This is a genomic window from Thalassoglobus neptunius, assembly GCF_007859735.1.
GTDB lineage: Bacteria > Planctomycetota > Planctomycetia > Planctomycetales > Planctomycetaceae > Thalassoglobus > Thalassoglobus neptunius.
Genome location: NZ_SIHI01000001.1, coordinates 22,286 through 37,330, shown reverse-complemented (window position 1 = coordinate 37,330; position 15,045 = coordinate 22,286). Strand labels below are relative to the sequence as shown.

14 protein-coding genes are annotated in these 15,045 nt (G+C 53.4%); 6 read left to right on the top strand and 8 right to left on the bottom strand.

The features are described 5' to 3' along the window. Positions 1-76: 76 nt before the first annotated feature. Entirely contained in the window at positions 77-850 is a 774-nt protein-coding gene (locus KOR42_RS00150) for an SDR family NAD(P)-dependent oxidoreductase (protein WP_146506615.1), read from the bottom strand. A gap of 249 nt (positions 851-1,099) precedes the next feature. Here KOR42_RS00150 and purD point away from each other — a divergent pair, with 249 nt between their 5' ends. The 4 genes from purD (at position 1,100) to KOR42_RS00130 (ending at position 4,686) form a co-directional block, all read left to right on the top strand. Then, positions 1,100-2,377 carry a phosphoribosylamine--glycine ligase gene (purD, locus tag KOR42_RS00145; RefSeq protein ID WP_146506614.1) on the top strand — a complete coding sequence of 426 codons (1,278 nt, stop codon included), beginning with the start codon at positions 1,100-1,102 and terminating at the stop codon, positions 2,375-2,377. Between the two features lie 335 nt (positions 2,378-2,712). Continuing rightward, positions 2,713-3,258 carry a response regulator gene (locus KOR42_RS00140; protein WP_231740529.1) on the top strand — a complete coding sequence of 182 codons (546 nt, stop codon included), beginning with the start codon at positions 2,713-2,715 and terminating at the stop codon, positions 3,256-3,258. A gap of 175 nt (positions 3,259-3,433) precedes the next feature. Further along, positions 3,434-4,051 (top strand): FHA domain-containing protein, encoded by a 618-nt coding sequence (locus KOR42_RS00135; RefSeq protein WP_146506612.1) that lies wholly within the window; start codon positions 3,434-3,436, stop codon positions 4,049-4,051. A 5-nt stretch (positions 4,052-4,056) separates the two neighbouring features. Further along, positions 4,057-4,686, top strand: coding sequence for an RsmD family RNA methyltransferase (locus KOR42_RS00130; protein ID WP_146506611.1), 630 nt, complete (start codon positions 4,057-4,059; stop codon positions 4,684-4,686). A gap of 124 nt (positions 4,687-4,810) precedes the next feature. Here the strand turns inward: KOR42_RS00130 and KOR42_RS00125 are convergent, their stop codons facing one another. Then, on the bottom strand, positions 4,811-5,095 hold the full coding sequence (locus tag KOR42_RS00125) for a hypothetical protein (protein WP_146506610.1): 285 nt from the start codon (positions 5,093-5,095) through the stop codon (positions 4,811-4,813). Positions 5,096-5,462: 367 nt separating this feature from the next. Next, positions 5,463-6,086 (bottom strand): hypothetical protein, encoded by a 624-nt coding sequence (locus KOR42_RS00120; RefSeq protein WP_146506609.1) that lies wholly within the window; start codon positions 6,084-6,086, stop codon positions 5,463-5,465. A 406-nt stretch (positions 6,087-6,492) separates the two neighbouring features. Between KOR42_RS00120 and KOR42_RS00115 the strand changes: the two genes are divergently transcribed. Beyond that, positions 6,493-7,395 (top strand): NHL repeat-containing protein, encoded by a 903-nt coding sequence (locus KOR42_RS00115; RefSeq protein ID WP_146506608.1) that lies wholly within the window; start codon positions 6,493-6,495, stop codon positions 7,393-7,395. Between the two features lie 94 nt (positions 7,396-7,489). On the opposite strand, the gene KOR42_RS00110 is transcribed toward KOR42_RS00115, so the two are convergent. The 5 genes from KOR42_RS00110 to KOR42_RS00090 all read right to left on the bottom strand — a co-directional run bounded on the left by KOR42_RS00110 (position 7,490) and on the right by KOR42_RS00090 (position 13,640). Then, positions 7,490-8,506: an AAA family ATPase gene (locus KOR42_RS00110; RefSeq protein WP_146506607.1), complete on the bottom strand. Its 1,017-nt coding sequence runs from the start codon at positions 8,504-8,506 to the stop codon at positions 7,490-7,492. A 155-nt stretch (positions 8,507-8,661) separates the two neighbouring features. Beyond that, entirely contained in the window at positions 8,662-9,669 is a 1,008-nt protein-coding gene (gene argC / locus KOR42_RS00105) for an N-acetyl-gamma-glutamyl-phosphate reductase (protein WP_146506606.1), read from the bottom strand. Positions 9,670-9,938: 269 nt separating this feature from the next. Further along, positions 9,939-11,483 carry a DUF11 domain-containing protein gene (locus tag KOR42_RS00100; protein ID WP_146506605.1) on the bottom strand — a complete coding sequence of 515 codons (1,545 nt, stop codon included), beginning with the start codon at positions 11,481-11,483 and terminating at the stop codon, positions 9,939-9,941. A 111-nt stretch (positions 11,484-11,594) separates the two neighbouring features. Further along, positions 11,595-12,272: a hypothetical protein gene (locus tag KOR42_RS00095; protein WP_146506604.1), complete on the bottom strand. Its 678-nt coding sequence runs from the start codon at positions 12,270-12,272 to the stop codon at positions 11,595-11,597. A 150-nt stretch (positions 12,273-12,422) separates the two neighbouring features. Beyond that, a complete protein-coding gene (locus KOR42_RS00090; protein ID WP_146509933.1) occupies positions 12,423-13,640 on the bottom strand; it encodes a hypothetical protein in 1,218 nt (405 codons plus the stop codon). A 226-nt stretch (positions 13,641-13,866) separates the two neighbouring features. Here KOR42_RS00090 and KOR42_RS00085 point away from each other — a divergent pair, with 226 nt between their 5' ends. Next, positions 13,867-14,865: a hypothetical protein gene (locus KOR42_RS00085; protein WP_146506603.1), complete on the top strand. Its 999-nt coding sequence runs from the start codon at positions 13,867-13,869 to the stop codon at positions 14,863-14,865. Positions 14,866-15,045 lie beyond the last annotated feature (180 nt).

Below are 15,045 nucleotides of genomic sequence, written 5' to 3'. Positions count from 1 at the left end.
TTCACTGGCAATTCCAGAGAAAACCGATGTGGCCAAGCAGTTTAGGCTCTGCCTGCTCAGATCGTCAAGCCATCTGTCAGCGAATTGCGCCACCATTCGCATTGATCACCTGTCCGGTCAGATAATTCGCGTCATCGCTGACCAGAAATCTGGCGAGTTTCGCGAGATCTTCGGGCAATCCCCAGCGTTTGAGAGGAGTTTCATTCATGACACGTTCTTGCCAGTCCTGACTCGCCTGATCTCCCCAAGCCGTTCGAATCCATCCCGGAGCGATACAATTGACGCGAACTTCCGGGGCTAAAGAGACAGCCAGTGAACGAGTGAACCCCATCACTGCATTTTTCGCGGTCGAGAAAAGCTCCGCGCTGTCGCCCTCCATTCCGCGATCCGCCTGATCCCAACCGATCGTCAGGATGGTCCCGGTGCCGTGTTCTTTCATCTTGTTTCCGGCCAATTTGCTCAATCGAACACTGGCAGTCACATCAACACGGAGCAATCGTTCAAGTTTTTCTTCATACGTTAAGGTCGCCCCTTCTCCGGTCAGCAAGTCAACTCCCGCATTGTTGACCCAAATATCAATCGGTCCTGATTCCTTCCAGACGTTCTCGCAGAACCGAGAAAACGAATCGGTCAGGAAATCGGCCTGCACGCAATCTGATTCGCCTCCGGAGTTTTGAATCTGGTCGACAACTTCCTGCGCTTTGAGCTTGGAAGAAGAATAGTGAACGATGACTCGAGCCCCAGCTGCGGCGAACTCTTCAGCAATCGCTCTTCCAATTCCGGAAGATGCTCCTGTCACCAATGCAGTTTTTCCTGCCAGTGATGCAAACTCACGCTGACGATTGATCATCTGAATGTGATTTCTTCGGGGGTGGACGACTCGCGAATGAATGGAAGCCGCACTATAATTGTTCCGTGCCGCAACGGAAATCTGCTTCGGTCTTGCGGCTGTCTTCAAAACTGGAACGATCGGCCGAGGTCACGATCGGTGAAGGTTGCAGACCGGTATTCTGGATTTATCATTCGTCCTCTTGTCGCGACGCCTTTGAACACGTTTTCACAATTCAAAGTGCCTGCGTCGCTGCGCTAAGGTTGTAACATGGCAAACGTACTTGTGATTGGACAGGGTGGAAGAGAACACGTCATCGCGTGGAAACTCAAACAATCTCCACACGTTGACAAAGTGTTCTGTGCTCCCGGGAACGCAGGGACGGCAGAAGACGCCATCAATGTCGATATCAGCGCCACAGACAGCGAACGTTTGGCCGCTTTCGCCGAAGAAAACGACGTCACACTGACGGTCGTTGGCCCGGAAGCTCCGCTTGTGGCTGGAATTGTCGACACATTCCAAAGCCGCGGCCTGACAGTCTTCGGTCCGTCAAAGGCAGCTGCAGCACTGGAGGGAAGCAAATCCTTCTGCAAGGAAATCATGCGCCGGGCAAATGTCCCGACCGCTGATCATTGGGTCTTCACCGATCCCACCGACGCTGTTCAGTTTGTGCAAGAGCGAGAAGAAACACCTCTCGTCGTGAAAGCGGATGGTCTCGCTGCGGGCAAAGGGGTTTCTGTCTGCTCGACCAAAGCGGAAGCGATCGAAGCCATCCACCACATCATGACGCAAAAGGCGTACGGGGATGCTGGTCGAAAGATTGTGATTGAAGAGCGACTCGTTGGTCAGGAAGTGAGCATCCTGGCACTCGTCGACGGAAAAACGATCGTGACGCTGGAGCCAGCTCAGGATCATAAAGCCGCCCATGATGGGGATACGGGACCAAACACGGGAGGAATGGGAGCGTATACTCCAGCTCCTTTTGCGACTCCCGAGCTGATCGACGAAGTCATCGAGCGCATTCTGATTCCGACCGTTCACGCGATGCGAAAGAATGGGACCGAGTTTCAGGGCGTCTTGTATGCCGGTCTCATGTTGACCGCCCAAGGGCCAAAAGTGCTGGAATACAACGTACGTCTGGGAGATCCAGAAGCTCAGCCGGTCCTGATGCGACTCAAGTCCGATCTCTACGAAATTCTTCTGGCAGCCTCGCAGGGAAAATTGAGAGATCTTCCCGAACTGGAATGGGATCCGCGTTCTGCAGTGTGTGTCGTGATGGCTTCTGAAGGTTACCCGGAGTCGTATGAGTCGGGGCATCCGATTCGTGGTTTAGGCGAAGCTGCCGAACTCCCGGATACGAAAGTCTTTCATGCTGGGACAACACTTACCGATGGAAAGGTTGTCAACTCCGGTGGGCGAGTTCTGGGAATCACCTCGCTCGGTGAATCACTTTCTGAAGCCAAGCGAAAAGCATACGAAGCTGTCAAATGTATTCGCTGGCAGGGAGCCTGGTGCCGAAAAGACATTTCCGACAAAGCCCGAGATTAAACAGCTTTCCGCCTGAGGGAGCTTCAGCTTCGATGATCCTCCTCATGGGGAGGATCAGTTGACGAAACTGGCTGTGCGAATCGGCATCGACAGGCAACGAGAACGTGCTCAAATCGCTCATGTGAGTGCCTAAGCTGGATCGCCATGCTGTAAGGCTTGCGCTTCATTTCATTTCCGACATTGCCAGCGAACCGATCAACGAACTATTATGGGAGAAGGCATGGGCCGGAGTGCTCACGCTTCTTCCCCCCGGAATCGTTCGAAAGTCTCCATCATGGAGCATGCCGTGTTGCACTCGTCCACTCTCAGGTTCGGAAGGTCTCATGAGCCGAGGAATGACTCCAGCAGAAGTGATCGTCAATCGCATTCTCGTCGTTGAAGACGATCGGGATGAGGCTGACTTCTTAAAAACACTTCTCAAGCAGCACAAATATACTGTTGAAATCGCAAAAGATGCTGGCCAGGCACACGCTGCGTTTTCCATGCACATTCCTGATCTGGTCATCACCGATGCCATTTTGCCGAACGACGTCTCAGGATTTGAAGTCTGCGAACGCCTGCGTCAGCAAAACCCCCACATCCCCTTGATTATGCTTACTGCGATCGACATGGATGACGCTCGATCGCTGGCGTCCCGAATCGGCGTTGATGCGTATATCACCAAGCCATTCGAACCTGAAGAACTCATTCAGAACATCGCCGCTGCGGCAGAAGAGCACTGGCGGAAACGCCACTTCGGAACTGCGAACTCCGAGTCGGACAAAGTGCGTTTCGAATGCAGCGAATGCGGCAAACATTTGAAGGTCAAAACAGCGCATCGCGGACGGACATTGAACTGCCCACGATGCGGTCAACCCGTGGTCGTTCCGCTTCATGACTGAATGCTTTTCGGAAGTGAGAGCATTTGTCAGAAGCGGTCATCGCAAATTTGCACAGGCAACAGCGTTTTGAGTTTCGGTTGATGAAATCCCTTACGATCAGCAGCGTCAGTTTCGAGAGTCACACATCAGCACGACTCCAGTGAGATGAGTGATCAGTTCCCAGAGAGTGGTTAGCATGCCCCAAAACCTTCTGCTCGAAATTCAGACCGGAAAACACAAAGGTCGAAAAATCCGACTCACGGATCGGGAAACGATGATCGGGCGCGGGGAAGACTCCAAGATCCGGATTGGCTCGTCCGATGTCAGCCGCCATCATTGCATCCTGGTTGCACAGGAAAACAGCTTGCTGGTGCGCGATTTACAAAGCCGAAACGGGACATTTATCAACGGGCGACCGGTCGAAGGAGAAATGGAATTGCTCGCAGGAGGGACGCTCTCGGTCGGGCCGATGATGTTCCAGTTCATCGGAGATCCGACTGCTGAGACTCCGAAACCGGAAGTGAAAATTACGATTCAATCACCTGCTCAGCTTGCAGACTCGCTTTCAGATGACGATATTGCCTCGTGGCTCACCGAAAACCAACTCGACGGGGCAACAGAATCGGACACTGCGGTCTTTGATTCTCCACCTCCTGCGGCACTCTATGAGTCTGCATCGCCTCCGGACGATGCTTCGCCGATCTCCCAACTCAAGCCGAAGCGGCGAGAATACAAAACTGTCGCAGAAGAAGCCCAAGATATTATTCGTCGCCACAAAGAGAGCTTGCTCGACCAACCCCCTCAAGAGACCTGACGCACATGCGGATCATTGCCGGAAAGTTCCGGAGAAGAAAACTCTTCACCAACCCAGGACTGACAACTCGACCGATTACGGACCGCGTCAAAGAATCGCTGCTCGAACAAATTCAAAAGCGCATTCAGGGGAAACGTGTTGCAGATATCTTCGCGGGAACCGGGACAATCGGTCTTGAAGTTCTCTCGCGCGGTGCGGAACGTGTGACGTTCATCGAGAAAGATCGCAAAGCGATTGAATTGCTGCGAGCCAACATCGAACAGCTCAGCTGCGAGGACGAAGTTCTCGTCTGGCCCGCAGATGTGCTGCGGTGCTCTTTCGTACCCAAGGGAACACAGGCAGAGGATTTTTCACCTTGGGAAACGGTCTTCTTCGACCCACCCTATGCGATGGTTCCGAACATCAAGACAGGGTCGCCACTGTGGAACTCAATGCGACGCCTCGCTCGAGAAAATGTGACGACGCCAGATGCGACTCTCGTCTTTCGAGTCCCGAAACGTGTTGACTTCGATCTGCCTTCCGAATGGGAAATCGACTGGTCACTGACACGCTCAGGCATGACGATTCACATTTGCACGAAGTCCGAAGCGACAACCGAGTCTGAGACGGAAGCGGAATCAGTCGAACCTTCGTGAACGGGCATCTCCCCGCCATCTCTGGAGTATTCTCTGATTTGGCTTGCACTCACTCGTACGAGCAAACTCGGCCCTTCTACCTAATGAAAAGGTCAAGCGAGTACACCGGAAAGAGCAACTTGCTCTAGGCGGGCCATTCGTGTCCGCACGCATGGCAACCGAATCCGACAAGTGTTCCGGTTCCGGGAATCATGGCTCCATTGCGGCCGAATTGCCCATCTCGAAGCTCAATCGGGTCGACGGTCGTCCGATCGCAATGCGGGCATGTTCGATTGCGAAATTCCAGGCGGGCACGATCTTCAGCACGCAGTTGAGTCGTTGACTTCAGTCGGCCTGCGAATTCGGAGAAGGAGTAAATCTCAGGCTGATCACAAAGAGCTGGACCAGAGAAGATGGCGAACTGACTCATCCTTGAGTCCCTTTTCTGAAAGACATCTTGAATTGAAGCGTCGCATCCATCGCAACGGCGACCGGAGTTTACCCGGACTCATCCATTGAAACAACGGTCGCTTTGGGCTGTTTTCAAGCCCCATTTGAGCGATCCCCAAGATGTGTGGCTGGCATCTCGAATCCAACCCACAATCTAGTATTTCGCTATTTTTCTTATCGGCATTTTTTGCCGACAGATTGAGAGGATTCGGCAAAGGTGTTCCGAAATGATTCGATGTCGGATTGCCCAATATGTTGGCAGGATTACCCAAGTCTCCCATCTGACAGGTGAGGTGCGTTCGTCAGGCGAAGTTCGTGAGTGGGCGTTGAGAAACAGCGAGGTTCGACTAGATCGCTGGATCGGGATCGAGTGGTGTCAGTTCCATGGAGTCTGCGATCTCGTAGAAGCTTCTTGCGCTGCGGCATCTTGGCATGGAATACCAGCGGCCGTTGACGAAGACGACAACGACACGCGACTGGTATTCATTTCGATCGTAAGAGGTGCCTGCGACGTCGAAGCACATGAACTTTTCGGCGTAGTAGGTGCTCATCATCTGGCTGTGCAGAGCGAGAACTCGCTTGTCTTCCGGATCGAAGGCTCCGCTGGCGATGACACGCACCGGGAGTTTTGCGTTCATCACTTTCGGGAGATCGTAGACGGAATACGATTGGCCGTCGTGATGAAATTCCGTCTCATGCAGGCACTCGGCGAACTTCTGGAGCGTGTTGATCGGTCCATCGCAAATTCCCAGCAGCACATGCTGGACGAAGTGTTTGGGTGATTTGTTGGCACATCCGTAGAAGTGGCTCTTCGCTGCCAGTTCAGGGCTCAATGCTCCCTCGCGTTCGAATTCGAACGGACCCAGTTTCGGACCATCAACTGCTGCGCGTGTGTTTAGACCGGACCAAAGGAAAGCGGCGATGGCCAGGAGTCCCAGGGCGATCACAATCTGAAATCGGTAACGTTTCACGATCGATGTCCAAAACGGAGAATGCTCTCGTGCTGCCACATGCAATTTCGGTCCTGTAAACATTTGGTCCTGCAAGCAGTGCGAGACAGCCGGGTCGAATGAATTGAGAAGCGCGCTTACGTTGAAAAGATGGATCAATATTGTTGCAAGGGAATGGCGTCCAATCAATGTTTTTCCGTCCAGACGACTTTGCTGATCAGGCAATCTTGCGAAGCCTCTCAAGTTGCCACGTTGGGTTCAAAGCTCGCGATTCTCCCAGTCAACGTCGTTGGAGATTCGTTGGCATTTTGTCGTTCTCGATTTTCGCACGACTGATTTGCATTCGCGATGAGAATTGCGTTTACTGGTGAAACATCCTCGCGTTCCCGCCTTGATCACGTTCATTCCTAAGACACCAGGACTAATTATGCTGCGAAGTATCCAGCCAATTTGTGGAATCGTTCTCGGAATCCTTCTGTCACAATCTCTCGTCGTGTCAGCGGAAATCGAACTGCAGGAATCCTGGAGCATCACAGGTGATGAACTTGATCATCCGGAAAGCATTTACCTCGACCGGAAGTCTGGTTTTCTCTTCCTCTCGCAAATTGGCGGCGGTGGCGGAGCGGCCAAAGATGGCGATGGCTGGATCACTAAGCTGACACTCGATGGAAAGATTGTCTCGCACAAATGGGTGACAGGTTTGAATGCCCCGAAAGGGATTCGAAGCCACGAGAACACGCTGTACGTCAGCGACATTGATCGAGTTGTTGCCATTGATATTGAAGCTGGCGAAATTGTCAAAGAGTATCTGATTCCTGAAGCGAAGTTCCTCAACGATCTCTGCACCAGTGACGATGGAACGATTTACGTTTCAGATATGGTCGCCAGCCGCATCTACCAGATCAAAGACAACAAAGCTTCTGTCTTTTTAGAAGGTCCGGAGCTGGAACATCCCAACGGTGTTCTTGTTGAAGGCAATTCTCTGATCATTGGAGGTTGGGGAACCGGATTTAATACGGAAGACTTCTCTACCGAAGCCCTTGGACGACTGAAAAGAGTCAACCGAGACACCAAGGAAATCACAGTCATCACAGCAGAACCGACCGGGCACCTCGACGGGATCGAATCGGACGGTCGCGGGGGCTATTTCGTGACCGATTGGAGAATCGGGAAGCTGTTCCACGTGACTGGGGACGGATCAGTCACTCTTGTGAAGGAGTATCCTCAGGGAGTCGCAGATCTGGCAGTGATTGCTGAGCAGAACCTGATCGTCATTCCGGAAATGCTCGAGGGAAAACTGACAGCCCACAAGTTTGAGATCGCCGAATAGTTCCGTTCCCCGGTTTCTCTGCGGAATTTTGCTTGAGTTCACAAAGCTTCAGGGCGAAGGCTTGGCCAATGCCGCTGAAGCATCCGTGTTCGCATCAGGAAACGGGAGGCGAAATCGAGTCGAGGATTTTTTCGATCACGTCTTCGACGGAATAGCTTTCGGCCTCTGCTTTATAGTTTAAAAGGATGCGATGCCGCAGAACGGGTTTCGCAATCGCTTTGATGTCTTCAACGCCGACATGCGCTTTTCCGTTCAGGAGAGCGCGTGCTTTGGCAGCGAGAATCAGATACTGAGAGGCCCGGGTTCCGGCTCCCCAACTGACGTATTTGTTTGAGAACTCCGGTGTCCCCGGCTGACCGGGGCGGGATGCTGCCGTGATCCGGACGGCGTAATCGATAAGCTCTCTCGCGACAGGCACAGTCCGCACGACGCTGTGAAAGGCGAGCACATTTTCGCCGGTGAACAACGGTTCGATTTTCGCCGGCCGACCGGCTGTTGTTCGCTCGACGACAGCGACTTCATCTTCGGCGGGAAGGTAGCTGATCACAACGTTGAGCATGAATCGATCGAGTTGGGCTTCTGGAAGTGGATAAGTTCCTTCCATCTCGATCGGGTTCTGTGTTGCAAGCACAAAAAACGGTTCCTCAAGCGGATAAACTTCCCCGGCCGCTGTGACCTGATGCTCCTGCATTGCTTCAAGCAACGCAGCCTGCGTTTTAGGAGGTGTTCGATTGATCTCGTCAGCGAGGATCACGTTAGCGAAAACGGGCCCTCTCACAAAGGTCATTTCGCGACGTCCGTGAGAAGTCTCTTCCAGGATCTCAGTGCCTGTGATGTCGGCCGGCATCAAGTCCGGAGTGAACTGGATGCGTCGAAAATCGAGATGGAAGATCTGGGCGATTGATTTGACAAGCAGTGTCTTCGCCAGACCGGGAGCCCCGGTGATCAAGCAGTGTCCCCCGGCGAACAGGGTTAATAATACCTGTTCGATGACTTCATCCTGGCCCACGATGACCTTTGAAAGTTCATCGCGGATCTGCTGTCGACTTGCCCTCAGCTTTTCGACGGCTTCACGCTCTTTTTCGAAGGCACTCTCAGATGAATCATTCATACTCTCTCACCCCTTAAGCCTTCTTGAAGTGAACCTGAAACCGATCCAGAAGTTTAGGCAGATCGATTTGTTTCGGAGACGTTGATCGATTCGAGAACTCTATTGAGACAACCACCGAAGGGCATCAAAATTCCCATGCACTCATGAATCGCTGGTTACAACAACGCAGTCTCTTCGTCAAAGTCGGAAATCAAGTTGAAATTCTGGACCGCAACGCCAGCAGCACCTTTGATCATGTTATCGAGCACCGCGAGAATCATCACTCGACCGCGAACCAAACGCACTGTCACATCGCAAAAATTCGTATACGCCACATCTTTCGTTCGCGGCAGGTGATCGACCACGCGCACGAATTTCTCGTTGGAATAAAACGCACGCAGAGCTTCTTTCAGCTCACTCTCAGTTGTGTCTCTCGCTGGGGTCGCATAGATCGTGGCGAAGATCCCGCGATCCATCGGGACTAGATGCGGCGTGAAGAGCACTTCGACCGACTTTCCCGACGCATTCGACAAGACCTGTTCGATCTCTGGAGCATGGCGGTGATTGCCCACCGAATAGGCGGAAAAGCTTTCATTGCATTCCGCATACAACGTCGCCACTTTCGGAGAACGACCCGCTCCAGAAACTCCACTCTTGGCATCGATAATAATGGCTTGGGGATCAATCAGGTCTGCTTTTAGGAATGGAGCGAGTGCAAGGATTGACGTACTCGTGTAGCAACCGGGGTTTGCTACCAAATTCTGTCCGCGAATCTGGTCTCGATAGAGTTCGGGCAAACCGTAGACTGTGGTGCCCAGGCGAGTCGGATCGGTGTGTACGTGGCCATACCACTTCTCGTACACACTCGGATCGCTAAGACGATAATCCGCAGAAAGATCGACGACGCGGACATCTGAAGCCAGCAGTGAGGGAATGCAATCCATGCTCGCCTTATGGGGAAGACAACAGAAGCAGACATCTGTTTTCTCGGCGATCTCGTCTGGATCGGGATTCGTAAAGTTGACCGTGATCTGTCCCGTCAGCGACGGGTGCGAAGAACTCACCGGACCCGTTTCGGAGCGGCTGGTCACAACGGTCACTTCTGCATGAGGATGCCGTTGAAGCAATCTCATTACTTCAAGAGCTGTGTAACCTGTCCCTCCAATGACGCCAACGCGAACCACCAAGTCGTCCCCTAGAATGTCTCGTTTCTCTCAATGACCCCACTCGGTCAGATCTGGTTCCCCTCATTCTGACGCTTCAAGATGTTTGCGACAAGGATGCGCGTCGAATCCTCAAAAATCGACGGTCAAAGAATCAGCGGCCGCAGCAGGTTCGGTCATTTGGTGATGACGAACATTCGCGAGATTCGCCTCACCAAAAAAGAAACGGTTCTGCAAAGTTGAAGGTGATTCAACTTCGCAGAACCGTGGTCGACTGTTTCACAAATGACTTAGCGAACCAGGCACTTGAAGGAGACCCAGCCTCCGGTATGGCCTTCAAGAGGTTTGTCAAATTTGAATGTCAGGATCTGGCTGCCCTGACCGTTGTCTTCCTTATCGACGCTTCCGTCCAGATTCGAATCGACAGAGTTCTCGATGAATGCGAGACGAGGAGAAAGATTGTCGACGATTCGAACCTTGCTCAATGGTCGGTCACCTGTATTGTCGAATCGGATCGTGAAGGTCAACTCTTCGCCCGGCTTGGCGGTCGACTTATCGACAGCTTTCACGATGGCCAGTTCGCCCGGCGTACTCTTGTCTTCAACTCCAGTGTAGTCCTGTGCGAAGATGCGAGCCTGGACTTCCTGTCCTGCCTGGTCGTGGGCGTAGATGACAACTCCCTGATCGGCAGTCCAGTCCTGAGCAATGGCAATGCTTTCGCTCAATGCCGCTCGATCGATCTTGTCGAACAACCCGTCTTTCAGGAAGACGATGTCCTGATAGACATTGAGAAGTTTGATGTGATGATGTGGAGCGATGTTCTGGTGAAGCGAGTCGTCCGCGGCTTTGTGTTCCAATCCACTTGCACGGGATCGCACCAGCATTGCCAGAGCTTCGTCTGTGTGAGTCTTCTCGTCGAGGATCTGCTTGGTATCCATTCCGGCGAGGCCAACCTGATCGTGATGCCCAGCCACACCATCGACATCGATTCCAACTTGCGGAAGAGTTGCCGAGCGGACCGAACCGAAACGAGGTGCATAGACGCAGGTGCGCGTTGAGGGCTTCACTTGCAGTTCGCCCATTTCGTCAACCCACTCCCCGACGGTGTCTTCAGTATTCAGCCCGTAGCGGTCTGATCGGTAATGATAAACCTTGGTGTCGCGGTCTCCACCATCACAGACGTATTCGTCTCCGATGAATTCCGGTCCAGTGGCAGCACATGCACAAGGGCCACTGGCTGTAACGCTCGACGGAGGACAGGTTCCCGTGGGGCATTCGAAAGAGGCAACTTGCCGGACTTGTGAATTGAGTGGAACGCGTGGTTCGGGAGCGTATCGAGCAGCTGCCTGCAGCTGCGCTCGTTGTGCTCGTTCAATGACTTCGGCCGATGTCTGGAGGATTTCATCCGATCCATAAGGGCCGGAGTTCATCGCAGCGACAGGAGCAGCAGTCGCGGGCGGCATCTGTGCGCTGGCAGTTTGGAATGCCGGATCGACATGGTTTGTCGGAGCAGAAGGGGTGGACAGGAAGGGATCTTCGCCTCGTGAGAGCTGTTCCTGAACAGTTGGAGTTGTCTGTGTCGCCGACGTGCGTGCCTGATGATCCAGTTGGGTGATCATTTTCCCGGACGGATCGGCACTGTCCGTGTAGGCGTGTTGGACTCCCTGTTCCGCCTGTAACTGAGGAGACGGCTTCGAGTTGAAAGCCGATCGACCAAAGGGGCGAGCGGACCCGCAGGAAGATGCGAACAACAGCGCCCCGCCAAGCAGAACGGGAGCTGCAGCACGAAACAGATCATGATGGGATGGCTGATGGAGTCGACGGAAAATTGTCATCGTCGGCGATTCCTGTTGATCAGTTGAAAGTGAAGTGACTCAACCGGATAGGTGGGTGAGCGAATTTCTCGTCAGGCTGAATGAGTTCATTGGCCCAGTTCGAAATGTGCTCTATCGGGCAGGGGAAATCTTGATGGGTGAGCGACTGTAAAATTCGTCGTTCGGCGACATCGGATCAGGAATCCGTCCTCCGATACGAACGATGGCCATCGGTCGGCCGCGTTCATCGGCTGCCTGAATGAGATTCGTTTTGACTGGAAGATCCTCAACATGAATTTGTGCCCCTTGTTCAAACGGGACGGCAAACTCGGGCTGTTCCAGATAGACCACTTTCGTGACCATTCGTTCCTGAAGGACGATCTGAATTTCTTCGCGAGTCAGTTCGATGGGAATCGGGAAGTTCTCAGCTTCGCCTTCGGGCGGATGGAGTCGATCCAGCAATTCGATGGTTGGGTACAACTCGACGCCGGGGTACTCGGGCATTCCACTGATTCGAACACGATAGGTGTGTCCGACCATCATTCCGGCTTGCGAAGGAGCTTGCGTCAGTACAGGACTCTGTGGAGAACCCTGATAGAAGCTGACGTGACCGGCCGATGGAAGCGAGATTTCAACCGGTTGAAAGTAGCCGTACTTCTGAGGATTGGTCATCAGGCTCCAGCGAGCAGCCTCCCCTGTCGGCATCGTTTGCGCGTTCATGAGGAAATGCCGGTCTTCAGCACCTGCCCACGAGCAAAACAGCACGCCGATGATGGCAATCATGGCTGAGAGTGTTTGTTTCGGAAGCATGATCGTTCGCTTTCGACTTGCAACATTTCGGCCGGAATGAGGAACTCGCTCGACCGAACTCAGATAGACAGTGACCGCACACTCGATTCAGTGTGCGGTTGAAAACACAAAAGGACCGGGAGTCGCAACTCCCGGTCGTCTCGTCAAAGATTACTGCTGAGCCCAAGCTGGAACCGAGAGGTCGCTTGCCTGGTATCCAGGATGCTTTTCTGTGTACTGGATGTACTTGACAGGTTCTGGCATCCGAATTCCTGGCTCATGTCGAACGTCGATCAACATGTCTTCAACAGGACCCGAAACCTGGTAGTCGGTGGTGTTTCGCAGTGTGATGGACTGCAGACCAGCTGGACGACCGAGTGGGATGTGAGGAGGACCAGGAAGTCCGATTGGTGTTCCAACGTAAGGCATTCCGTACTGAGGAACTCCGTTGACTCCTGAGATTGGATCGTAAGCAGGTTGTCCAGGACCACCTGAGGTTCCAACCATCATGTCTGAAGGAACTCCGCCGCGTCCGATGCCTTCGTGGCTTCCGACTGGGACAGGTGCGATGTGCTGTCCTTTTTCACCGTCAGCGTACTGAGTCTGAACGATTTCTCCGTTGGCTCCACGAACTTCGCCGAGCTGTCCTGGCTGACCAGGCATTTCGAGGTCCATGTTACCCATTCGCAGGACAGCCATGATTGTTCCGCGTCGGTCAGCTTCAGTCACAGGATCAAGTCCGGGTGCCAGTCGTGTGGAAACGAGTTCCTCAACACCAGCAATGGCGAGTTCCTGATACTTCGCATCTGGAAGGTAGATGACCTTCGTGACGAAGTTGTTGGTTTCGACCTGATCGAGGTCCTCATCGTTCACTCGCAGCGGCAGAGCATTGTGCTCGAGGTAAGCTGCTGTTGTTGGATGAGTTGGGTAGATGTGCAGCGAAGGATAGACGACCAGACCTTCACGACCAGGAATGTTGCTGAACTTGAGCCGATAGGTGGCAGCCTGTCGGAAGTTGTAGCGTCCTGGAGCCATCAACTGGTTTTCGGCGAATCCGCCACCGATCTGCCAGCCAACGTGCATTCCCTCTGGTCCGAGGAATCGCACTTGTGAGGTTGTCACAACTGCTCCGCCTGTCCCAGGAGGACAAACGAAAGGTGCTCCACCGGGAGCTGCTCCCATTGCGCCCATTGGCGGGCCAGGAACTTGGTGTCCGACTTGCATCACTCCGGGGCCGGGGCCACCGACCATAGGACCAGGATGCTGCAGCGCTGCTGCAGGAGGTGCATAGTACCGATTTTTGTTAGTTTCGAGAAGCTGTTGTCCATCATGTGCACATCCTACGCACACGATCAGCAATGTTCCCAAAGCCAGAAAATAGAGTCGCATCGTTTGACCTCTTCCGTTCTGGTCTCGTTGAATCGCTCCAGATTGCGGTCGACCAACAGTGTCAATGACAGCTAAACTGATTTGTGACAGTGACACCGTGTGTCGACTGCGTGTATTGTCCGGCCGTGTGTCGCGATCACGTTGCGACAGAACAGGCTCACACTCACTTCTTTCTTCGGATCGTTGAGACCTGAACCTTTGGAAAATTCGTCATTTTCGTGCCAACATGCAAAATCGATTCACTTTGACACTTCTCGTCCTCGTTGCGTTGACGGGTCCGATTTCCATCGCCGTCGCCTGGCCCCAGGCCGAAACTCCCCCTGAGGAGGAGTCGCAGGAAACGGCGCAACCCGTTGAAGAGGAAACTGTTACAGCCCAAAACGAAGAGGCCCTCGGGCTCTTGCGTCAGGCTCGATCTGAGCTATTCAAGAGAGAATCCGTTCAGGCCGACATGTCTCAGCGGGCGACTTTAGGGAATTACCGGTTCGTCTCCTCCGGAAAGTATCTGGCAGGGACGGGGTTCCGGACCCGGGTCGAGTATTTTGTAGAATTGGGGGATATGCAGGGGCAATTTCTCGAAGTCTGTGACGGGCAGATCCTGCACACGCGGCGAGAGATCAGCAAGAAAGAGCCCGCCGACGCGGGCGAAACACCCCAGATCGAACTGAGCCGACGTGATATCCAGAAAATTCTGAAGGAAACGCAGCAATACCTCGATCTCAGCGAGCCTCAGGCAACTGCGGCGATGCGGGCTGCGGAGATTGGCATCGGGGGACTTCCGGCGATGCTCGCGTCGCTGGAGCGAACTTTCCTCTTCGATGACATTCGCTACGAAGACGAAAGCGGAACGCCTGTTGCCATCATCCAGGGCCACTGGAACACGATGCAGCAGGAAACCCTGCAAGCCAATTTGGGCACGATGATGACGCAAGTCGTTCAGTTTCTGCCTGATCGAGTTCTGGTCACATTTCGAACAGAAGACAGCTTCCCGGTCCGGATTCAGTATCTGAAGCAACTCGCTCAGGACCGAAAAGCATTTCGGCCGATTCTGACTCTCGATTTCAGCAACATCCAGCTCGACAAGCCAATTCCGACTCGAGCATTCAGTTATCTCGCACCTCCGGGAATGGAGGAACGAGATGAAACGGCGGTCTTTATCGAGACCATCAAGCTCGCAGCTGGAGGATCAGAAGACGCTTCCACTGAGAACGAACAAGCACCGTAAAGCGTTGTCCTTATCGGGATTGGAAATTCAGCATTCGCTGCGAAAATCCGGTTGATAACTGAGTCAACTCGCTCAGGACGAAACAAGAACGGCCCACAATTTGTGGGCCGTTCTGTCGTTTGATAGACGTGTTCGCTCAACGAGGACGACATCTCCCGCGATCATCGCTGACGAGATTCG